This is a genomic window from Chryseobacterium turcicum (assembly GCF_021010565.1).
GTDB lineage: Bacteria > Bacteroidota > Bacteroidia > Flavobacteriales > Weeksellaceae > Chryseobacterium > Chryseobacterium turcicum.
The window spans coordinates 759,581-780,965 of record NZ_JAJNAY010000002.1 but is presented as its reverse complement, the minus strand read 5'-3'; the positions used below and the strand labels follow the sequence as shown (position 1 = coordinate 780,965).

Sequence of the window (21,385 nt, the reverse complement as noted above, 5' to 3'; positions counted from 1 at the left end):
CCTAATCCCTAATCCCTAATCCCTAAAAAAAAATATCAATAAAGCTTCTTTCTGAAACAGAAGCTTTATTTTTGTTCTTTAATTTAAATAAAATCCTAATGAATTTCAGATTTTCAGCGCTATTACTATTTGTTTTTGCATGGAGCTTTTCTCAAAATTTAAAAGTAATGTCTTTCAACATCAGACTCAATGTAGAATCTGATAAAGAAAACTCATGGACAAACAGGAAACAAGATGCAGTAGACTTATTGAGTTATTACCATCCTGATTATTTCGGCGTGCAGGAAGCACTTCCGGAGCAAATGAAAGATATAAAAAGTGGTTTAAAGAACTATGATTATGTAGGCGTAGGTAGAGATGATGGCAAAGAAAAAGGCGAGTTTTCTGCAATATTTTACGATACCGAAAAATTACAAGTGATAAAATCTGGAACATTCTGGCTTTCAGAAACTCCGGAAAAACCGTCGAAAGGGTGGGATGCTGCTTACAACAGAGTTTGCACGTATGCAGTTTTTAAAGATAAAAAATCGAAGAAAGAATTTTTGGCGATGAATCTGCACTTTGACCATGTAGGAGATGTAGCAAGAGTAAAATCTGCAGATTTGATTTTAAAGAAAATTAAAGAGATTAATCCTAAAAATTTACCTTTAACATTAAGCGGTGATTTTAACTTGACAGACGATACTGAGCCGATAAAAATAATTTCTCAAAACCTGAAAGACACTTTCTATAATTCTGAGACTAAACCTTACGGCCCGAAAGGAACATTTACGGCATTCAACGTAACCGAAGTTCCACAGGAAAGAATTGATTATATTTTCGTAAAAGGTTTTAAAATAAAATCTCACAGACATATCAACGACAGAAGAGAAAATTTACTGTATCCTTCAGACCATTTCCCGGTTTTGACAGAGCTGCAGTTTTAAAATATTAATTCTCAGGAAAATTAATCTCAAATCCAATTCCTCGCAGGGATTGGATTTTTATATTTGGGTCATGCTGGAAATATTTTCGCAGTCGGCTGATAAAAACATCAAGGCTTCTTCCGGTAAAATAGTCGTTGGTTTCCCAAAGATTATCGAGTATATCGTCTCTTTTAATGGTTTTGTGATTGAATTTTAAAAGATGAAGCAAAAGGTCTTTTTCACGAATGGTCAGCCTTATTTTTTCATTAGAATGAGAAAGCAAAAGTTTTTCTGTATCTAAAATATAGCTTCCGATTGTAAATTGAGTAATTGTTTCTGAAGGCAGTGTTCTTTTCAGAATATTTTTAATTCTTAGAATTAATTCTTCAGGGTCGCAAGGTTTTGAGATATAATCATCTGCTCCGATTTTCAGTCCGGTTAAGCGGTCAATTTTTTGATTTTTTGCGGTTAAAAATAAAATAGGGAAATCGGGTTTAGCTTTTAAAATTATTTTAGCCAAAGAAAATCCATCAATATGAGGCATCATAATATCTAAAATCCCAATATGAAAAGGGAAATCAGATTGTAAAACCGGTAAAATATCTTCAGGATTCTGAAACCATGAAACTTCAAAATCTTCCAGCTCGAGATATTGTTTTAAAATCATCCCAAAATCTGAATCGTCTTCTGCTAATAGAATTTTAATCTTCATACGGCATTGATATTTTAAAAGTTGTTCCTATCGTTACTTCACTCGTAATTTCAGTTTTTCCGTTATATTTTTCAACAATTTTTTTAACGAAAAATAATCCCAAGCCTAAACCTTTACTATTGTGAATATTGTTGGATTGTATTCTATAAAACTTTTCAAAAATATTTTTCAGTTCGCTTTGTTCTATTCCATTTCCGTTGTCTGAAACGATAATTTCAAGTTTATTCTGAATAGTTTTTGTATCAATTTTAATTTCTGAAGCACCATATTTTACACTGTTTTCACAAAGATTTTTAATGACGGTTTCCATTAGTTTTTTATCAAAAGGAAGTTCTTTTGAAACAGAATTATTCAGTTGGAAATCAATATTCTCGTAAGTAAAGGCCAAATCTTGAATAAAAAAATCCCAATTTTCTGGTTGTATGGTAGAATTTTTTTCGTCAAAATCTTCAGGGTGAAGTTGCAACATCAAATCTTCGAGCCTTGAAATTTGTCTGTCAATTAACGGCAATATTTCAGGGGTAAATTCTTTTTTTAATGTTTTTGAGGCTATTTTAAGCGTTGCAATCGGGGTTTTAAACTCGTGAGAAATGTTATCAACGACTGTGTGTAAAACTTCAACCTGTTTTTGTTGCCGGATTAAATTTTTGACAGTGAAAATATATAAAATCAAAACACTCAATAAAATAGCAACACAGCATAAAATGAGTAACGTTAAGTCTTGAAAAACAACAGCGTTGATATTTAAGATTTGAAAATCGGTCTGGCTTTTTACAAAAAAAGAATCGTCTCTTTCAAGTTGATTGCTTTTATCAGACCTCGAGGTGGAAGAGGTTTCCCATTTCCCGGTATTAGAAATTCCTGCTTTTGTAATCTTGTTTCGCGTTTCGTACAAAGTAACAGGTTGATTAATCAGATTGATATTTTTGGGTACATAAACAATGGATAAAAACTGAGTTCTTACGGCAACTTTATAGCCTTCTTTCTCAAATTTATGGTCAATATAATCACTTAATATATCTTGTGTGATTTTTTTGTTTTTTTCGAAATAGTTTAAAAACTCTTTTTTGCTAATTTTCTTATTGCTGAACTCTGCAAAAATCTTCCTTTGACCTTCATCACCCAAATTACTTGTTCCGCCAAGATTTTCCAGATTATCGATGTAATCATCAATTCTTTTATGAACATCGCTGTAGATTTCCCGCTTTTTTACCTGAGAAGTTTTATACATGAAATATACCTGAATGCCCAATAATAGCAGAAATAAAGCTGCAAAAAGAGATATCAGATATTTACTTTTAGAAATCATTGAAGCAAATATATACATTTCGTGAATGCGTTTTTACCATTAACCTCGCATTAACCTTCCATTAACCGAAATTCTCGGTGGCAATATTCAATTTTGTGAAAGTTAAATATCAAAATCATTTGAATTAAACTTAAAACTAACTGAAATGTATAAATATCTTCTCTTTCTTGTTTTTCCGGTTTTTATGTTTTCGCAGTCGCAGAAAATTTCCGGAACTGTTTTTAATGCTGATAAAGAAAAGCTCGATTCTGTGAAAGTGGAATTGTATAATCACGAAAATACTTTCGTTAAAAGTTTTTATACCGATTCTGAAGGTAAATTTTCTTTTGATAATCTTTTATCAAATTCATTTAAGTTAAAAATTAATGATGAAAAATATCTTTCGTTTGAAAAAACAATTGAAGCCAAAAATGAGAATGAAATTTTAAATATTATTCTAAAAAACAATCAGAAAGATATTGAAGCGGTAACCATTACCAAGAAAAAACCGTTGGTTAAAAGAAAAGTAGACCGTTTGGAATTCAATGTAGAAAATAGCAATATTTCTTCTCTCAATGCCTGGGAGATTCTAAAAAAAACTCCTCAGGTTACCATTAATAATGATGTTTTGGCGGTAAAAGGTGGAACTTCGGTTTTGGTGACGATTAACGATAAAAAAGTGATGATGACAGGCGAAGAGCTCAAAAATTTTCTTGAAAATACACAGGGAGATGATGTGAAATCCGTAGAAGTTATTACCAATCCGCCCGCAAAATATGAAGCTGAAGGTGGCGCTGTTCTGAACATTGTGATGAAGAAAAATAAAATTGAAGGATATCGTGGAATTCTTTCTTCCAAATACATTCAAACCCAATATGCAAAAGGAGTTGCGGGTATTTCACAATATTATAAAAAAGATAAACTTTCGGTGATGGGAAGTTACTTTCGTGGTGGTGGAACGTACTACAGAGAAGGTACCGATTATGTAAATTATCCTGAAGATGGCACTACATGGATTAGTACGATGAATCGTAAGGACCAAAATAAAAGCCAGAATACCGTCAACTTTAATATAGAATATGAAATTGACAGCCTTACAACGGCGAGTCTAAATTACTCAGGATTTTTTGCTCCGAAATCTTTTGGAACGTATAATGTTCCTACTTTGATTTACAATGCTCAAAACTCTGTTGAATCAAATTATACAACCATAAACGACCATCATTCCAGAACAATCAATAATTCTTTGAGTTTTCAAATTGATAGAAAACTGAATAAAAAAAGCAGTATTTCGTGGATTAATTATTTTACAGGAAATAATTCAACAAAATATCAAAATGTTTTGACGTATTTGAATTTTGCGAATCAGAATCCGAAGGAAACTAATTTTATGACCAATAATAAAAGTGATGTTCAATTATATTCTACACAACTTGATTATCAATGGAAAAATGAGAAATTGGAATTGGAATCTGGGGCGAAATACAGCTTTGTAAAAACAAATAGTTTGCTTGATTTTTCGGATAACGAAAATGGGCAATTTCAATACAGACCAGAAAAAAGCAGTCTTTTTGATTATAAAGAGCACAACTTTGGAATTTATACATCGATGGCCTATAATCTTGGGAAGTGGAATTTCAAAGGAGGGCTTCGTGCTGAGATGACCAATCTTGAAGGTGTTGTTTCTGAACCTTATGAAGTCAATGAAAATAAGTACTGGAGTTTGTTTCCTACATTTTACGCACAATATACCACAGAAAATAAGCATGAATTTGGCTTTTCATACGGAAAGAGAATAAGCAGACCTTTTTATTCATGGTTAAACCCAGCAAAATCTTATTATAATTTATTCTCTTATTATCAGGGGGATCCCAAGTTGAAAGCTACGATTATTCACAATTTAAATTTCACCTATTCATTCAAAAACTGGAATTTAGATTTTTATTACCGGAAAGAAATTTTCCCATCTATGGAAATCTCATTTCAGCAGCATGAAAACAATAATCTGATTTATTATTTTACCAATATTGAGAAAGGGGAAGCATATGGTGTGAATGTTTATAAAAGCTTTGAAATCAAACCTTGGTGGAGTTTAATTCTTTCTGAAAACCTAGAGCACAACGAAAATTATTTCAAAGGACTCGATGGAGCTTTAAATAAAAACCAAGTCTGGAATTGGGTTTCAAATGTCTCAACAAGCTTCACTTTAGATAAAAATTCAGACTGGAAAATGGAATTGGGGCATAAATATTATTCTCCGGCAATACAGGGAACATTCAGTATTTCTAGTCAATGGTCGGCATATTTTGTCATGAATAAGAAGTTTTTTAATAAAAAATTGGAAGCAGCATTTATTTTTAATGATATTTTCAAATCAACGCAACAAAAAATAAGCACAAAATATGGCAATCAGGATAATTATTTTCTAGATTACCAAGATACCCAAGGTTTTACTTTTTCGCTAAAATATAACTTCGGAAATCAATCGGTGAAAAATTCAAAAACGATTAAAAAAGCTGATGAACAGGAGAGATTGTAGATGTGAAAATCATTTTTACCACGCTGATTTACGAATGGTATTTTCTATTTCTGAAAAAAATAAAATAAAGATTTCAAGATTATATTCTTTTTATTGATTTTAAACTGAATTAAAACTTGAAAATTTTAACAGAAAAAATGTTGTACAGCAGTAAAGTTTCTGCAATTAATGATAGATTTGCAGCAATTATGTAATTCGTTAATTATAAATAATAAAATATCAAATGAAAAAACAGATTGTTGCATTATTTTGCGTCGCAATATTTAGCATTTCGTGCGCTCAAAAAAATGATGGAAAAAGTGATAGCAAATATACAGATGACCAAAAAGCATCTTACTATATAGGTTTAAATATCGCACAAAATATGAAACAAGAAGGTTTCAAGGTAGATGCGGATCTTTTGGCTCAGGCTATTAAAGAAGAGATGGCTGGAACAAAGAAATTGATGCCAGTTGAGGAAATGAATGCTTTTATGCAAGAATTTATGCAGAAGCAAGGTGAAAAAAAACAGTCTGCAGCGTTAGCTTTGGCGGGTGAAAATAAGAAAAAAGGCCAGGATTTTCTTGCAAAAAATAAAAGTAATCCTAAAGTAAAAACTACTGCTTCTGGTTTACAGTATGAAGTATTGCAGGAAGGTGATGGTAAAACAAAACCGACTGCTACGAACGTTGTACAGGTAAAATATACAGGTAAACTTCTGGATGGAACTGTTTTCGACTCTACTGACAAAAATGGAGGTGCTGCAATGGATATTAATCTTGGAAGCGTAATCAAAGGTTGGACAGAAGGTATTCAGCTTATGAGCAAAGGATCTAAATACAGATTTTATATTCCTTCAGATCTTGCTTATGGAGATAACGGAGCAGGAGCAGCAATTCCGGCAGGCTCTACTATCATCTTTGATGTAGAATTGGTAGGTGTAAAATAAATCTAACATATTTTTCATAAAAAAAAGAAGCTTTTTAGCTTCTTTTTTTTTATGGTTAAATTGTTGATTTTCAATAGTTTTGGTTATGTTTAGCCTATGGGAAAGAATCATGAACTACGATTCTGCAAATCCATTTTTGATGGCAAAAACCGCTAAGCCTACTCTTGTTTTAAGATCAAACTTTTCACAAAGCTGATCGCGGTAGCTTTCTACAGTTCTCGGGCTGCAGCACATTTTTTCTGCAATTTCTTTATAGCTGAGTTCGGTAACAGTATAAGTAAGGAATTCTTTTTCTCTTTCGGAGATTTTCTTTTTTTTCTCATTGCCTTTTTCATCAGCCATAGTAGAAAAAATAATTTTTGAGGCCCAATCCGGATAAAAGAAACCTTCGCTGCTCAATTTTGTAAGCGCTGTTTCTAAATCTTTTGGATGAGTATTTTTTAGAAGATATCCTTTGGCTCCGTTTCTTATCATTTTGATAACGCTGCTGTCATCACCCTGCATGCTGAGAGCCATTACCTTGATATTAGGATGATTTTCTTTCAACCATAAAGCGGTTTCAAAACCATTCATAATCGGCATACTGATATCTAAAAGTACAATATCGGGGATTTTTTGTCCATTTTTAAATTTTTCAATCAAATCTTTCCCGTTTTCGGCCACATCAATGACTTGAAAACCGTCGAAGTTACCGATGATTCCTTCAAGAGCTTTGGCAATCAATAAATGGTCGTCAACAATTATAATGGTCTTTTTCATGGCTGTTTTTTTAGTGTTATTTCAATCGAAGTTCCTTTGTTCTCATTACTTTCAAGATTAAACTCGGCTCCGATGATGGCAGTTCTGTTTTTCATATTGGTCAGCCCGATTCCGTTTGAGAGAATTTTATCGATGTCGAAACCAATCCCGTCGTCATTGATTTTGAGTTCCCATAGATTTTCTTCGGAAGTATTAAGCCTAATGAAAATATTTTCACACTTGGAATGTTTAATGCTGTTTTGAATAAACTCTTGCGTAATTCTCAGCAAAACATTTTTATGAACAAAATCGAGATCTAAATATTCAAAATTATGCTCAAAATGAATTTTACATTTTTTGATTACATTCGCATTATCTACTTCTTTCTGAATTAACGCTACAATCTCTTTCTGATTAATATTATCATCCGTCAATGTTTTTGAAAGGCTTCTTAAATCATGTAAAGACTGATTAATAATTTGCGAAACCTGATCTATTCTTTCACTTTCTTCAGTTACTTTATTTTCATAAAGCAGTTGTTGGGTATATAGACTTGCTAAAGTAAGTTTTTGACCTATATTATCATGCAATTCACGACCAATTTGCTGCATGGTAGCCTGCTGTATTTCGAGCTGGGTGGCTAAAAGCTCTTTTTCGTGAATTTCGTTTTTAAGCTGAATTTCATTAAGGTATTCTACTTTTCTCTGCTTGTATTTTCTAATGTAAATCATCACGGCGACAATAAACATCGCAAAAAATACATTGAATATAATAATCGTTAAGAGTAATTCTGTTTTCCCCATATAAATGAACTTGCAAATAGCAGATACATTGTAATTCCGGAAATAAGAAAATAAGAAAAATAGAGATCCCAAAGATCTTTATGTTCTAATAACTGGAAATAAAATGTCCAAAAAGGAAGCGTTCCTATATAAAACAAAGTTACGCCAAGATTAATGTAAAACATCCTGTTTTTGGTAAAATTAAGAATGTTATCTGAGTTAATCTGTTTGTAATATTCCATCACCACCAAAAACATGAGAAGCAGGCTTCCAAAAGTATAATTGAAAGAGAAAATCTGCTTGTTTTTTAAGAAGAATAGTTCATTTGGAATATAGGATAGTAGAAATATAGCAGTAAATATCCAGAATAGTTTTTTCCGGTTAAGTGATTTGTAAGCATAGAGCCAATACAAAAAAATGAATTCTAAAGGAATGACAAAATAATTATAAAATGCATTTTTTGAATATGAAATATACTCACCTCCATATTTACCAAAAAGTTCACAGCAAAAAATGAGAATAAGAAAAAACGAAAAGTACCGATAGTGACTATCTTTAATTTTTTTGTAAAATAAGATTGAAGCCAAAGCAGCAATGCCTTCGCTTATTCTCATACCATGCTGTAAAGCTATTTGGAAATCGGTCATCAAAAATCAATTAGTAAGACTCTACAATTGATGCTCCTGGAGGAACCAAATCACCATGATTCTGAGCTAATGCAAAACCGGTAATGGCAAGTGCTTTTCCTTCTTCTTGGAGAGGGTTGAAGTCATAATTCAGACCTTCTTCTTTTTTTGTAGGAACCATTACTAAAGTGTGTTTTTTAGAGTAATTAGTAGGAATTGGCTGTTGTGTCTCTTGACCATACGCTGCGTAGTAAAAACGGATTCCTAAATCTATATTTTCTACATTAGGGTCAATTGCTAAAGCTTTAGCTTCAACTTCAGCAATAAAATTTTTCAGAGTTACCAAGTCAAACCAAATAGAATGGGCATCATCCATTGCCATTTTTTGATTGATTAATGCCAATTGATTGTTTCGGTAATTGTCAACTAATTTTTGAATAAATGTTACAGGAAGTTGACTTGAGTTATTTGAATTTTCATTCTCTATTCCGTTAGAGTCGTTTGTCATATCGAAAGTTTTTGGTTAGTTTCCCGCAAAGGTCTGAAAAAAAAGCTAAATCACAGCAAGGTGTTTATCCCATGAAAAAAAACCGTGTTTTTACGGGTTGTTATAAATGAAAAAAAGTGCTTTAGAGAAATCTAAAGCACTTCATTATAAAAATAATGTATATGAAAAAAAACTACTTATTTTTCCGTTGGTCTGAAAACCAAACCTGTTTCCTCGAAATAATCTAACGTGATTTTATCACCGTCATTTACAGTTCCTGCAAGAATTTCTCTCGATAATTTATTAAGAACTTCTTGTTGGATGACTCTTTTCAGAGGTCTCGCTCCAAATGCAGGGTCGTAACCTTTGTTCATTAAATAATCTAGAGCATCTTGAGTAGCCGTCATCATAATGTTTCGTTTTGCTAACAAATCATTATATCCTCTCAGCTGATACTGTACGATTTTTCCGATTTCTTTTTTTCTTAAAGGCTGGAACAATACCGTCTCATCAATTCTGTTTAAGAATTCCGGACGAAGTGTTTGTTTCAGCAAATCAAAAACTTCAATCTTCGTTTTGGCAACAATTGAGTCTTGATTTTCTTCTGTGATATTCTCAAAATTCTCCTGAATGATGTGCGAACCGAGATTCGACGTCATAATAATAATTGAGTTTTTGAAATTCACAACGCGACCTTTGTTATCCGTTAAACGACCATCATCTAAAACTTGCAGCAATGTGTTGAAAACATCAGGATGCGCTTTTTCTATTTCATCTAAAAGCACCACCGAATAAGGTCTTCTTCGCACCGCTTCCGTCAATTGTCCACTTTCATCATAGCCCACATATCCAGGAGGAGCACCGACAAGTCTAGAGACGCTGTGTCTTTCTTGATATTCACTCATATCAATTCTTGTCATATTGTTTTCATCATCAAATAAAAACTCCGCCAAGGCTTTTGCAAGCTCAGTTTTACCAACACCGGTTGTTCCTAAGAATAAGAAACTTCCAATTGGCTTTTTATCGTCGCTTAATCCTGCTCTGTTTCTACGGATAGCATCTGCAACCGCTGTAATCGCTTCTTCTTGCCCTACAACACGATGGTGAAGTTCGGTTTCCAGATGCAATAACTTTTCTCTTTCAGATTGAAGAAGTTTTGTAACAGGAATTCCTGTCCATTTTCCAATCACTTCAGAGATGTTGTCTGCAGTTACTTCTTCTTTAATTAATTCATTTTGATGGTTTTGCATCTCTAATTCTAGTTTCTGCAAAGCATCTTCTTTCTCCTTGATTTTTCCGTACTGTATTTCAGCAACTTTTGCGTAATCTCCAGCTCTTGAGGCTCTTTCTGCTTCATGTTTCAGAGATTCTATATCTTTTTTAATTTGAGTTAAATCCTCAGATTTTTGCTTTTCTTTCAGCCATTTAGCATTAATTTCATTTCTCTGTTCAGAGATTTTCGAAATATCTTCTTTTAAATGGTCAATTTGGGTTTGATTTCCTTCTCTTGAGATGGCTGCCAACTCAATTTCCATCTGCATCAGTTTTCTGTCGAGAACATCCAGCTCTTCCGGTTTTGAATTGATTTCCATTCTCAATTTAGCCGAAGCTTCATCAATCAAGTCAATCGCTTTGTCCGGTAAAAATCGGTCTGAAATATATCTTTGAGACATTTCTACCGCCGCAATAATTGCTTCATCTTTGATTCTTACTTTATGGTGTGCTTCGTATTTATCTTTAATTCCACGAAGAATCGAAATCGCAGATTCAGTATCCGGTTCTTCCACCATTACTTTTTGGAAACGTCTTTCTAAGGCTTTATCCTTTTCAAAATACTTTTGATATTCGTTCAAAGTTGTTGCACCGATTGCTCTTAATTCTCCTCTTGCCAAAGCTGGTTTTAGAATGTTTGCAGCATCCATTGCACCTTCACCACCTCCGGCTCCCACCAAAGTATGGATTTCGTCGATGAACAAAATAATTTGTCCGTCAGATTTTGTGACTTCGTTTACAACAGATTTTAGACGCTCTTCAAACTCACCTTTGTATTTTGCACCGGCAATCAAAGCACCCATATCTAATGAATAAAGTGTTTTATCAGCCAGGTTTTCAGGAACGTCGCCGTTAATGATTCGGTGGGCAATACCTTCTGCGATGGCAGTTTTACCAACACCCGGTTCACCAATCAGAATAGGATTGTTTTTGGTTCTTCTTGAAAGAATCTGCAACACTCTTCTGATTTCTTCATCACGACCGATTACAGGGTCTAATTTTCCTTCTGCAGCGAGTTCGTTGAAGTTTTTTGCGTATTTATTTAAGGATTGATAAGTCTCTTCTGAGCTTGCAGAAGTCGCCTTACTTCCTTTTCTTAATTCTTTGATAGCACCTTCCAAGAGGCTTTTTGTTACGCCCATATCTTTCAGCATTTTCGATGCTTCAGAATTGGTTTCTAAAAGAGAAAGCCATAAATGTTCGATAGTCACAAACTCATCGTCCATTCTTTTTGCGATATTCGGAGCATCAAGCAACACTTTGTTTGCTGATTGTGAAAGATAAATATTTCCTCCCTGTACTTTTGGAAGTTTTTCTAAATTTTCGCGGTTTCGCTCTCTCACCAAATTAGCATCTGCTTCAGATTTTTTCAGTAAGAAAGGCGATATATTTTCATCTACCTGAAAGATTCCTTCCAATAAATGTTGAGGTTCTATTTGTTGATTGCCAAATTCCATCGCCACTTGCTGTGCCGCCTGGATGGCTTCTTGCGATTTTACGGTAAATTGATTTAAGTTCATATTTTATGTATTTTTTGGTTTTACTAATTTGCTTGTATTTTCAGATTTTAGACATCAGATTTCAGACTATTAAGATTTGAATACATCGTATTTTTTAAATCTAATCTAAAGTCTGATGTCCTTCAATCTGATTCAATCATTTAATTCGAGAAGGTTATTTCAAAAACTGTTCAATTATTGATTTTTCAAATATAACGGACAAAATTTCCGAATTATTGATTTTTAAGAGTGTTTATGAAAGACAAAATTTCCGATTTTAAATAATTCTACTTAAAATTAAGAAATATCCGTCAGAAGTAAATGAATATGGAGAGTATTTTTAAAATTGAGAAAATATTCTAAATGATGATATGAAAATCAAGATATTAAAATCAGAATAATTACTTTTGCACTTTACTTATGGAGCTAAAAGAAAAACAGATTAAAATACTCGAAGTTGCGGTAGAGCTTTTCAAAGAGAAAGGGTATATGGGCAGCTCGGTAAGAGATCTTGCCACAAAACTGAATATCAAAGCAGCGTCGTTGTACGCGCACATTCGTTCTAAAGAAGAAATTCTTGAGTGGATTTGCTTTGGGGTTGCCCATGAGTTTTTTGAAGAGCTTCAGGAAGTGAAAAATACAAAAGTTTCTCCACAGGAAAAGCTGAATTTATTTTTAGACAAACATTTATCAGTTGTTCTTAAAAACCGAGATGTTACCCATATTTATTCTAATGAATGGAAACATTTGGAAGAAAGATTACCCGAGTTTATTGAATTAAGAAAAAATTATCAGCAAGAAGTTGAGCAATTGATTTCTGAGATTTATCAGGCTGAAAATTGGGAACTAAAATCTTCTGCTTTTACGACAAGATTTATCCTTCATACCCTCAATAATTCTTATTTCTGGTTTAAAAGAAATATAGAATCAACTTCTGAAATTACCTCTGAAATAAGAGAAAAACTGCTTTTTGGTCTCTTAGGAAATCAAAAACAATCTTAGAATCTGTTTTGAATTAACCTTTACCAGAAAATTTTAACACATTATTCACAGAAAGTTCTATTTTCTATGTGCCTATAAGAACATATAAGTTACTGAAAATCTTTGATTTTCTCTTGTGTGCTCTAAAATGTTTTCAAAGATGTAAACTAAAAACTAATATGACTAATGTGTTAAAAAGTTTTAAGTTTAGAATTGTTCGTTCTTATCATTCATCAACGTTTTTCCCTTTTCGTTCCCTTACTTTTGTCTTATCTAAAAAATCAGAAATATGGAATTAGGAATAGGAATGTTTGGCGACTTAGCCTTTGACCAGACTACCGGAAAATATAGAAACGCAGGAGTTAAAATAAGAGAAATTCTTGAGCAGGTAAAGTTAATGGATGAAGTGGGAATTGATGTTTTTGCGATGGGAGAGCATCACCGTGAAGATTATGCTGTTTCTTCTCCTGAAATGGTTTTGGCTGCAGCTGCAAGTATCACAAAAAATATAAAATTAGCAAGTGGAGTAACGGTTTTAAGTTCGTCTGAGCCCGTAAAAGTCTACGAAGATTTTGCAACATTAGATTTAATATCAGATGGAAGAGCTGAGATTTTCGTTGGGCGAGGAAGTTTTATAGAATCTTTTCCTTTATATGGATATTCTCTAAATGATTACGAAGCTCTTTTTGATGAAAAATTAGAATTATTACTGAAAATAAATACCGAAGAAAACGTTTCGTGGTTTGGAAAATTGCGTGCTCCAATGCAAAATCAAACCGTTTATCCGAGAGCAAAAAATGATGGGAAACTTCCAATTTGGAGAGCAGTTGGTGGAACTCCACAATCGGTTTTAAGTGCGGCTCAATTGGGAATGCCTTTAGTGGTAGCGATTATTGGTGGAATGCCGATTCAGTTTAAAAATTTAATCGAATTTTACAAACAAGAATATCGTAAAGCAGGACATGATGAGTCTGCAATGCAAATTGCCATTCATTCACACACTTTTGTAAGTGATGAAAAAGATGTTGTAGACGGATATTTTCATAATTATAAATCTCAGATGGATAGAATTGGCTCTTCCAGAGGTTGGGCTCCTTACACTAAATCGCAGTATGAAGGCGGAAGAGGGAAGGATGGGGCATTATTTATCGGAAATGCCAATGAAGTTGCTGATAAAATCAATTACATGAAAGAGATTTTCGGAATTACAAGATTTATTGGTCATATGGATGTAGGCGACCCTGCAAATGACGTGATGATGAAGTCTATTGAATTATTTGGAGAAAAAGTTGCCTCACAAGTAAAATAACAGAATAGAGAAACTCCGGTGAAATATCATCGGAGTTTTTTATGAAATTATTTAGATGTTAGTATCAAATTTAAGTTTATACTCATTGAGAAGTGCTGCGAGTTTTTGTGCAGACATTCCATAAGTATCGGGAAATGCTCCGGTTTTTCCTTTCATTTTAGAATTCTCCAACAGTTTTTCATCAATGGTAAAAGTGACCAATTTATTTACGAAAATAAATTTAGTTTTAAAACCACTCACTGCCTGCCACGGAATAAATGTTGTTCTGAAAAGATTTTTCATCTCAATTCCTTTTTCATCAATTTTAAGGTAAGATGAATTGGGAATCATATTGATGATGAAAATAATAAGGCAGATTCCGAAAAAGAAAATATTTAAAACTGCGATGAGCATGTTTTTTTCTAAAAGTGATATCCCCAGGCTGATAAAGCCTATACTGATAAGAATAAGAATGATATTTTTTATTTTTCCGGGTCTTAAGATTAAAGGTAAATTTTGCATGATAATTTTTAATGGTTCAAATGTAAATAAAAAATAAAAATCTTTGATTTTCTACTGATGTGTTCTAAAATATTTTCAAAATAATTTTGTTTAAATTAATGTGTAAAAACTAAACAACCTCAATTAAACTTCCTTTCTCCTCATCTTTCGTAATGTTCAACGACACCGGAATTTTTTCCTTCAGTTCTTCAACGTGAGAAATAATACCTACAATTCGGTTTTCTTTCTGAAGATTCATCAGTGTTTCAAAAACGATATTTACAGATTCTGCATCCTGAGTTCCGAAGCCTTCATCAATGAAAAAGAAGTTTCTATCTGATTGGGCGTGGCTTTGTACACTTTCTGCCAATGCCAGAGCAAGACTTAGTGAAACCTGAAAAGACTGTCCGCCGGATAATGTTTTTACACTTCTGCTTCGACCTTCATTTAAATAATCAATAATTTCAAAATCATGGTTTTCGTTCAGTTGCAAACTCAGTTGATTTCGCGTCATCCTATGAAAACGAACATTTGCATGGTCGCACAATTGACGAAGATAAATCGATGAAATATACTGCACAAAACCAGCTCCTTTAAAGAGATTCGTCATGATTTTTAGATTTTCGCCACGTTTTTGAAGGTGCACTAAATCTTTTAAAAGATTTTCTTTTTTCTTAAATTCCTTTTCCAGTCTCTCAATTTCGGTGGCAATTTTTACGACAGAATCATTGGCGATTTTCAACTCATTTTCAAAGCTTTTAAACTGATTTTCAAGGGTAGAAAATTCTTCTTCATTAAAAGAGAAGTCTTTCAGTCTGGCTTCAAGCTCAAGTATACTATTTTTTAAAATTTCAAAAGCAATTCTGAACTGCTGAATTTTATTTCTCGTTTCCTGTACGTTGATTTCCTGAGCAAGAATTTCTTGAGTTTCTTCTAACGTATTAAATTTCTGTTCAAGTAAGGCTTTTTCAATCAAATTTTTATTGTCTGAAATCTCTTTTTCTAATTCAGAGATTCGTTGTTCCAGCTGATTGACAATTGTTTTTTGTTCGGCTAATTTTGGCGAAATTTCTTCTTTCTCTTTATTTAATTTTTGATAATTTTCTTCAGTTTCACGATTAGACTGAGATAATTTATTGTAGATTTCTTCAGTTTCAACAAATTGTTTTTTATCGTAATCAACCCATTTTAAAAGCTTTAAATTGGCTTCGTTGGTTTTTATTTGCTCTTCTTTTTTTGCTTCATCAAGCTTGAATTTTTCCAGCGCTTTATTATAACTGTCAAGATTTTCTCTTTCCTTATCAAGATTTTTTTGTTCTACACCGATTTGTTGATTTAATTCATCGATTTGTTTTTCAATGGAAAAAGATTGCTGTCGTTTTTCCTCAAAATCGTTTTGATTTTCAGCATTAAATTCGTTCCAATTGAAGTTTTTAAGATGTTCATCAATCTGATTCTGAATTAGCTTCAAACTTTCTTCTTCGCCTCTCAACTGTTCTTCAAAAATCTTTTTCCTATCAAGAATTTTTTCTATTGTTAAAGTTAATTTTTGAATTTCATCTTTCTGAATTTTAATCTGCTCGATTTGTTTTTGAATTTCGTTTAATTCTAAATTAACATCATCAAATTCTACAATATTCGGATGTTCCAAAGCGCCACAAAGCGGACAAGATTCTCCGTCGTGCAATTCGTTGGCAAAATGAGCTAGTTTCTGTTGCACTTCCAAATGATTTCTTTTTTCGGAAAGTGTTTTCTTTTGATGGTCTAAAGCTTCAATTTGTGTTTTAAAATCATTTTTAAAAGTTTTCAGATTAATTTCAAAAGGTTTTAATTCTTCTGAGCTATTTTCAATTTCGATTTTCTTTGAATTAATTTTTTGAATCTGGCTTTGCAAAGTTTCGGATAGTTTTTTCTTTTCAGAAAACCAGTTTCCAGCATTTAATAGTAAAGTTGAATCTAATTTTTGGGGTTTTAAAATATGGATTTTTTTAGATAAATCGTCAATTTTTTGTTGAATTGTCTTTTGCTGGGCTTCAACTTCTTTTACTTTTTCAATGCCTTTTTGTGTGCGGTCTTTTAAAATATCGATTTCGCTAGAAAATTTCTGCATCTGCAAAATCAGTATCAAATCATTTTCCTGAATTTTAGATTGATTTAAAGATTCATATTGAGGCTGAATTGCTAAAAGTTTATTCTTAATGTTTTCAAATTGAATTTCAGTTTCCTGTAGAATTTTAAACTGATGTTCTTTATTTTTTTGCTGCTCAGAAATTTCTTTGGTGAGTTTATTTTTTTCAGAAATCAATGGCGTGAAAATCCTGAAAGTTTTGTCGAATAATTCAGTTTTTGTATCTAAAATGTCGATTTCAACTTTCTCCTGAGTCAGTTTTTCAAATTGAGCTTTTTTCTGATTAAAAACTTCAAAATCATCTTTCAGACTTTTTAGTTTTAAATATTTTTCTTCCGTCTTTTTGAAAATTTTCTGTATCTCTTCAAATTTCTGTTGTTCAAGTTTTAAATATTCTTTTTGAGCCGAAATCTGCTCTTCATTCACTTCTTCAAAACCTTTCAGCTGACCTTCTAACTGGTCGAGTTCAGATTTGTTTTTAGCATTTAAAGCCGAAACATTATTTTGTAAATCAAAACGCTGAAGGCTGAAAATTTCCTTCATCATATTAGTTCTGTCGGTAGCGCCCAATTCCAGAAATTCTTTAAACTGACCTTGCGGAATGATGATGGTGCGTTTAAAATTGGCATAACTTAAACCAATAATTTTTTCTGCATTAGAATGTTCCAAAGGAATCCAATTTTCATTTTTCCATTCATAGAAAGTGACGGTCGGAGTTTTTACATCTTCAAAATTTTTAGAATTACGTTTGAATTCTCTAGTCGCACGAAATTTTTTATTTTCAAAATTGATGAAATCAAATTCTATATAAGATTTATTCGATTTCAGATTCATCATATTGTAGGCACGTTTGTCTCTGGAGTTAAGACGTTCCGTTTCACCATATAAAGCAAACGAAATGGCTTCCAAAATAGAAGATTTTCCAGAACCAACAGAACCGAAAATTCCGAAAAGACCAGCTTCCGTAAGATTTTCAAAATTGATTTTCTGACGTTCCTGATAAGAATAAAGACCTTCTAAAGTCAATTGAATTGGAATCATAATTAAGAATTTAATGCTAAAAGAATGTAATTTGAACCATTAAGGTCATTTAAGAAGTTGAGATTAATTAAGGTTTTGCTAGCAAAATTAAGATATGCCTAAGAAATTTATTTCACTTAAATCAACTTAACTTCTTAAATCGAACTTAATGGTTTGAAAATATTTTTAAACTATTTTTCGGAAGCGATTTCATTAAATAAATTAATGAGTTCTTCATTCGCTTCCTGACCGTTATTTTTAGATTTAAAATAATCGTTGAATAAAGTTTTGATATCCTGATTCAGGTTGATTTCGCTCAATTGATTTTCATTAAAATCTTGGTTTTTAATTTTGGGAATAAGATGTACAATTCCGTTATGAGATTTATAGATAAATTTTCTTTCTTCCGCAGTAAGGAAAGTTTCGCTTTCTAATGTGAGTTCAACCAAAGAATTTGGGTTTTCCTGAAGCCAAGCAATAGCAGTTTCGATAGAATCAAATGTTTTTCTGAATAGCTTTTTGCCGTTTTGGAGCGGTAATTTTTCAAAAGTAGCTGATTTGTGAGGTTCAATATCAATAATACTCACGTATTTTGTCTGTCCGGCTTCGCTAAAGCTGTAACATAAAGGTGAAGACGAATAAACAACCGGTTTTTCATCAGTTCCTATATTTTGAAATCCATGAAGATGTCCTAACGCTGTATATTGAATCTGCGGAGGAATAATATCTGAGAAAATTAAATCTGCATTTCCAATTTTAATGGGTTTTTCGCCTTCCGGTTCTTCCAAAATCGGAACGCCTTTTTTGTTCATATATAAATGCGCCATTAAAAGATTGACGCCATTTTCATCACAAAACTCATCTGCTATTTTTTTCCAATTTTCAGATAAAACTCGGCTCAATTCCTCTTCTTTGTTTTCTCCAAAATATTCTTTCAAACGAATTTCATTGGCATAGGGAGTGTGCAAAATTCTCACTGGGAAATCTTGGTGTTTTAATGTAAGCTCTATAAAACCTTCATCAGAATTTGAAATTTTGAAATGTTCTAATTCAAAAGGATTGATTTTAGCTTTCGGGTGTCCTATTAAAATAATTCCGCATTCGCGGGCTAAAGGATAGGGTGCATCAATCAAGTTGGGCGAATCGTGATTCCCGGAAATAGCGACTACAGGACGTTTTCCATTTAAAGATAAACGTTTTAAAGTTTTATAAAAAAGTTCTACCGCTTCAACACTCGGATTGAAATTATCAAACAAATCTCCGGCAATTAAAACCAAATCAACATTTTGTTCATCGGCAATTTCAATGATTTCGTTCATCACTAAAACCTGTTCTTCAAGCCTTGAAAAGCGGTCTAGTCGTTTACCTAAATGCCAATCGGCGGTGTGGAGAATTTTCATACTGTTTAATCTTCTTTTTCCTTTTCTGCGGCTAATTTTGCGTTTGTATTTTCCCTCATTTCCTTCAAACGGTTTTTCCTTTTCAGTTCGGCTTCCTGAATTTTACGCTTCTTATTGGCGATTATCTTATTGTATGTTTTTTTATTGGCGTCTGTATTTCTACTCATCTCAACTTTATTTTAGGTAACTATTTTGTGATAAAGGATATGGCTAAATTAATCTATTCTTCAGAAAAAATATTTTTTGCTTCCGCATTTTTAGACGGTAAGCTTTGTATTTTCATAAATGGAATATATTCGTTCAAATGTAAGAAACTAAAAAGGCAAAGTAAAATTTCTCAATGAAAATGTTATTGACTATTTTTGGAAAAAAACTAACTCTATGAGAAACATTACAGCTTTATTTTTTATTCTGTTTACGATTTTATTTCATGCTCAAAGTTTAGAAAAAATTTCGAAAGAAGTTAATGATGAGGGGATTGCATTATATCGTAGTGAAATGGCAAGTTGGTATGGAACAGATATTTTTAAAGCCAATTATGAAAAAATGGAAAATGTAGGAGGTTATTTTTCTTATATAGATGAGTCTGTTCCTAAATGTATTTTCTTTTCGAAAGAAAATAAGGTTCTTGCAACGATTGCTTTTCCTACAAATTATAATCCTAATAACGCAAAGATTGACCTTAAAGAAAGAGATTTTACACCGTTAGAGGCTGAGTATTTTATGATTAGACAAAATACTTTAACAAGAATTAAAACAGATACAATATTCAAATCTTATCAGAATACGAGTTTTAATATTGTTCCTATTATTAAGAAAAATGTTAAAAAAGTTTATGTTTTAACGGGACCATCTGTAGATAACCTTATTATTTTTGGGAATGATTATTTAATTACATTTAATAATAAAAATGAAATTAAGAATGTTGAAAAACTTCATAATAGTATGATTGCACATAATATTCATGATGAAAAAGTGGGGAAAACAATCAGCGGAATTCATAGTCATGTGATTGAAAATTGGCAAACTATTACTCCGACAGATATTTGTACTTTAATGTTGTATCAAAAGTTTACAAATTGGGAACATTATATCACTATTTCAAAAAAATATACGAGTATTTGGAATTCAAATAATAATCTGACGGTAATGAAAACTGAAGATTATAAGAAAATGGTAGAAAATATTTCTAAAAATAAATCAGAGAAAGTGGATTTTAAAGAAAAGATAGAATGATTATCTATAAATAATCTTATTTGAAAAAAATAAGATTTCGGAGTGCCAAACTTAATAAATTTCAAAAACCTATGAAGTTTGGTTTGATAAAGAAATATTTACCTTTACAAAATTATGGAACAAAAATCTAAAGACCCACTTCACGGAAAACGACTTGATGCTATTCTAGAAGAATTGGTAGAATATTATCAGGGCTTTGAAGAACTTGGAAAACAAATCAATATCAAATGTTTTACCGATAATCCGAGTATCAATTCGTCGTTGAAATTTTTGAGAAAAACAGATTGGGCGAGAGCGAAAGTTGAAAGCTTATATCTTTATGTTTTGAGACAGAAAAAGAAAGCGGAAAGAAATAAAGAAGATTAGGAATTGGTATTTATTGGAGATACTTATTTAAATAGTTTTCAAAAACAATTATTTCAAAAATAGTATATTTGTGCCGATAATCGTGAGACAAAATTCACGAAAAAAGAAAAAATATGACAATCGAAAACAATCACGTTGTAGCTGTAAAGTATATTCTACACACTATCGAAGAAGATGGAACTAAAACTCTAGTAGAAGAAACTACATCAGAAAATCCGCTTACATTTTTATATGGTTTAGGAATGATGATTCCTAAATTTGAGCAAAATATCCTTGGTTTAAAAGCTGGCGATACTGCTGCTTTTGTAATTCAGCCGGAAGAAGCTTATGGTGAAAAACAAGAAGATGCGATTGCTCAATTGCCAATCGATATGTTCGGAGAAGCGGGTATTCCTCCTGTAGGAGCTATCTTGCCTCTTTCTGATAATGATGGAAATAATTTCCAGGCTTTTGTAGTAGAAGTTACGCCAGAATTTGTTGTGGCAGACCTTAATCATCCAATGGCTGGTAAAGTTTTAGATTTCCAAGTTGAAATCGTGAATACTCGTCCTGCAACGGAAGAAGAATTGTCTCACGGTCACGCTCATGGAATTGACGGAAACGAAGCTCACTAAGAAATAGCTTACATCATATAAATGTCCGACTGAAAAGTTGGACATTTTTTGTTTTTAACCACAAAAGTCACAAAA

At 32.3% G+C, this 21,385-nt stretch carries 19 protein-coding genes; 8 read left to right on the top strand and 11 right to left on the bottom strand.

Going from position 1 to position 21,385, the window contains the following annotated elements; all coding sequences use genetic code 11:
• The first annotated feature begins 98 nt into the window (after nt 1-98).
• Entirely contained in the window at nt 99-926 is an 828-nt protein-coding gene (locus tag LO744_RS18310) for an endonuclease/exonuclease/phosphatase family protein (protein WP_230671985.1), read from the top strand.
• Between the two features lie 4 nt (nt 927-930).
• Here LO744_RS18310 and LO744_RS18305 read toward each other — a convergent pair whose 3' ends face one another.
• A complete protein-coding gene (locus LO744_RS18305) occupies nt 931-1,617 on the bottom strand; it encodes a response regulator transcription factor (protein WP_230671983.1) in 687 nt (228 codons plus the stop codon).
• Nucleotides 1,607-2,926, bottom strand: coding sequence for a sensor histidine kinase (locus LO744_RS18300; RefSeq protein ID WP_230671981.1), 1,320 nt, complete (start codon nt 2,924-2,926; stop codon nt 1,607-1,609). Before LO744_RS18300 ends, LO744_RS18305 begins: the two co-directional genes overlap by 11 nt.
• 145 nt (nt 2,927-3,071) lie before the next feature.
• Between LO744_RS18300 and LO744_RS18295 the strand changes: the two genes are divergently transcribed.
• Both LO744_RS18295 and LO744_RS18290 read left to right on the top strand, forming a co-directional pair.
• Nucleotides 3,072-5,444, top strand: coding sequence for an outer membrane beta-barrel family protein (locus LO744_RS18295; protein ID WP_230671979.1), 2,373 nt, complete (start codon nt 3,072-3,074; stop codon nt 5,442-5,444).
• Nucleotides 5,445-5,667: 223 nt separating this feature from the next.
• Entirely contained in the window at nt 5,668-6,372 is a 705-nt protein-coding gene (locus LO744_RS18290) for an FKBP-type peptidyl-prolyl cis-trans isomerase (protein ID WP_230671977.1), read from the top strand.
• Nucleotides 6,373-6,486: 114 nt separating this feature from the next.
• On the opposite strand, the gene LO744_RS18285 is transcribed toward LO744_RS18290, so the two are convergent.
• From LO744_RS18285 to clpB, 5 genes are all read right to left on the bottom strand, one after another.
• Nucleotides 6,487-7,131, bottom strand: coding sequence for a response regulator transcription factor (locus LO744_RS18285; RefSeq protein WP_230671975.1), 645 nt, complete (start codon nt 7,129-7,131; stop codon nt 6,487-6,489).
• Nucleotides 7,128-7,913: a sensor histidine kinase gene (locus LO744_RS18280; RefSeq protein WP_230671973.1), complete on the bottom strand. Its 786-nt coding sequence runs from the start codon at nt 7,911-7,913 to the stop codon at nt 7,128-7,130. Before LO744_RS18280 ends, LO744_RS18285 begins: the two co-directional genes overlap by 4 nt.
• Nucleotides 7,889-8,539 carry a hypothetical protein gene (locus tag LO744_RS18275; RefSeq protein ID WP_230671971.1) on the bottom strand — a complete coding sequence of 217 codons (651 nt, stop codon included), beginning with the start codon at nt 8,537-8,539 and terminating at the stop codon, nt 7,889-7,891. The genes LO744_RS18280 and LO744_RS18275 overlap by 25 nt, the downstream gene beginning before the upstream one ends.
• A gap of 10 nt (nt 8,540-8,549) precedes the next feature.
• The gene (locus tag LO744_RS18270) at nt 8,550-9,026 is read right to left on the bottom strand and encodes a hypothetical protein (protein ID WP_230671969.1); all 477 of its coding nucleotides are present in this window, start codon (nt 9,024-9,026) and stop codon (nt 8,550-8,552) included.
• A gap of 176 nt (nt 9,027-9,202) precedes the next feature.
• Nucleotides 9,203-11,797 (bottom strand): ATP-dependent chaperone ClpB, encoded by a 2,595-nt coding sequence (gene clpB / locus LO744_RS18265; RefSeq protein ID WP_230671967.1) that lies wholly within the window; start codon nt 11,795-11,797, stop codon nt 9,203-9,205.
• A 399-nt stretch (nt 11,798-12,196) separates the two neighbouring features.
• On the opposite strand from clpB, the gene LO744_RS18260 reads away from it, so the two are divergent.
• Entirely contained in the window at nt 12,197-12,778 is a 582-nt protein-coding gene (locus LO744_RS18260) for a TetR/AcrR family transcriptional regulator (RefSeq protein WP_230671965.1), read from the top strand.
• Nucleotides 12,779-13,046: 268 nt separating this feature from the next.
• Entirely contained in the window at nt 13,047-14,066 is a 1,020-nt protein-coding gene (locus LO744_RS18255) for an LLM class flavin-dependent oxidoreductase (protein ID WP_230671963.1), read from the top strand.
• 51 nt (nt 14,067-14,117) lie between these two features.
• Here the strand turns inward: LO744_RS18255 and LO744_RS18250 are convergent, their stop codons facing one another.
• The 4 genes from LO744_RS18250 to LO744_RS18235 form a co-directional block, all read right to left on the bottom strand.
• Nucleotides 14,118-14,567 (bottom strand): STM3941 family protein, encoded by a 450-nt coding sequence (locus LO744_RS18250; RefSeq protein WP_230671961.1) that lies wholly within the window; start codon nt 14,565-14,567, stop codon nt 14,118-14,120.
• 109 nt (nt 14,568-14,676) lie between these two features.
• Nucleotides 14,677-17,715 (bottom strand): SMC family ATPase, encoded by a 3,039-nt coding sequence (locus tag LO744_RS18245; RefSeq protein WP_230671959.1) that lies wholly within the window; start codon nt 17,713-17,715, stop codon nt 14,677-14,679.
• A gap of 170 nt (nt 17,716-17,885) precedes the next feature.
• Nucleotides 17,886-19,094 carry a metallophosphoesterase family protein gene (locus LO744_RS18240; RefSeq protein ID WP_230671957.1) on the bottom strand — a complete coding sequence of 403 codons (1,209 nt, stop codon included), beginning with the start codon at nt 19,092-19,094 and terminating at the stop codon, nt 17,886-17,888.
• Nucleotides 19,095-19,099: 5 nt separating this feature from the next.
• Nucleotides 19,100-19,261: a hypothetical protein gene (locus LO744_RS18235; RefSeq protein ID WP_230671955.1), complete on the bottom strand. Its 162-nt coding sequence runs from the start codon at nt 19,259-19,261 to the stop codon at nt 19,100-19,102.
• Nucleotides 19,262-19,475: 214 nt separating this feature from the next.
• Here LO744_RS18235 and LO744_RS18230 point away from each other — a divergent pair, with 214 nt between their 5' ends.
• The 3 genes from LO744_RS18230 to LO744_RS18220 all read left to right on the top strand — a co-directional run bounded on the left by LO744_RS18230 (nt 19,476) and on the right by LO744_RS18220 (nt 21,310).
• On the top strand, nt 19,476-20,330 hold the full coding sequence (locus tag LO744_RS18230) for a hypothetical protein (RefSeq protein ID WP_230671952.1): 855 nt from the start codon (nt 19,476-19,478) through the stop codon (nt 20,328-20,330).
• Nucleotides 20,331-20,444: 114 nt separating this feature from the next.
• On the top strand, nt 20,445-20,696 hold the full coding sequence (locus LO744_RS18225) for a VF530 family protein (RefSeq protein WP_230671949.1): 252 nt from the start codon (nt 20,445-20,447) through the stop codon (nt 20,694-20,696).
• 113 nt (nt 20,697-20,809) lie between these two features.
• Entirely contained in the window at nt 20,810-21,310 is a 501-nt protein-coding gene (locus LO744_RS18220; RefSeq protein ID WP_230671947.1) for an FKBP-type peptidyl-prolyl cis-trans isomerase, read from the top strand.
• The last annotated feature ends 75 nt before the right edge of the window (nt 21,311-21,385 follow it).

Bases quoted from the DNA above. Each gene is read 5' to 3' on its own strand.
- LO744_RS18305 (WP_230671983.1), bottom strand. From the start codon at position 1,617: ATGAAGATTAAAATTCTATTAGCAGAAGACGATTCAGATTTTGGGATG.
- LO744_RS18310 (WP_230671985.1), top strand. From the start codon at position 99: ATGAATTTCAGATTTTCAGCGCTATTACTATTTGTTTTTGCATGGAGC.
- LO744_RS18295 (WP_230671979.1), top strand. From the start codon at position 3,072: ATGTATAAATATCTTCTCTTTCTTGTTTTTCCGGTTTTTATGTTTTCG.
- LO744_RS18275 (WP_230671971.1), bottom strand. From the start codon at position 8,539: ATGACCGATTTCCAAATAGCTTTACAGCATGGTATGAGAATAAGCGAA.
- clpB (WP_230671967.1), bottom strand. From the start codon at position 11,797: ATGAACTTAAATCAATTTACCGTAAAATCGCAAGAAGCCATCCAGGCG.
- LO744_RS18250 (WP_230671961.1), bottom strand. From the start codon at position 14,567: ATGCAAAATTTACCTTTAATCTTAAGACCCGGAAAAATAAAAAATATC.
- LO744_RS18255 (WP_230671963.1), top strand. From the start codon at position 13,047: ATGGAATTAGGAATAGGAATGTTTGGCGACTTAGCCTTTGACCAGACT.
- LO744_RS18240 (WP_230671957.1), bottom strand. From the start codon at position 19,094: ATGAAAATTCTCCACACCGCCGATTGGCATTTAGGTAAACGACTAGAC.
- LO744_RS18220 (WP_230671947.1), top strand. From the start codon at position 20,810: ATGACAATCGAAAACAATCACGTTGTAGCTGTAAAGTATATTCTACAC.
- LO744_RS18245 (WP_230671959.1), bottom strand. From the start codon at position 17,715: ATGATTCCAATTCAATTGACTTTAGAAGGTCTTTATTCTTATCAGGAA.
- LO744_RS18300 (WP_230671981.1), bottom strand. From the start codon at position 2,926: ATGATTTCTAAAAGTAAATATCTGATATCTCTTTTTGCAGCTTTATTT.
- LO744_RS18235 (WP_230671955.1), bottom strand. From the start codon at position 19,261: ATGAGTAGAAATACAGACGCCAATAAAAAAACATACAATAAGATAATC.
- LO744_RS18290 (WP_230671977.1), top strand. From the start codon at position 5,668: ATGAAAAAACAGATTGTTGCATTATTTTGCGTCGCAATATTTAGCATT.
- LO744_RS18225 (WP_230671949.1), top strand. From the start codon at position 20,445: ATGGAACAAAAATCTAAAGACCCACTTCACGGAAAACGACTTGATGCT.
- LO744_RS18270 (WP_230671969.1), bottom strand. From the start codon at position 9,026: ATGACAAACGACTCTAACGGAATAGAGAATGAAAATTCAAATAACTCA.
- LO744_RS18260 (WP_230671965.1), top strand. From the start codon at position 12,197: ATGGAGCTAAAAGAAAAACAGATTAAAATACTCGAAGTTGCGGTAGAG.
- LO744_RS18280 (WP_230671973.1), bottom strand. From the start codon at position 7,913: ATGGGGAAAACAGAATTACTCTTAACGATTATTATATTCAATGTATTT.
- LO744_RS18285 (WP_230671975.1), bottom strand. From the start codon at position 7,131: ATGAAAAAGACCATTATAATTGTTGACGACCATTTATTGATTGCCAAA.
- LO744_RS18230 (WP_230671952.1), top strand. From the start codon at position 19,476: ATGAGAAACATTACAGCTTTATTTTTTATTCTGTTTACGATTTTATTT.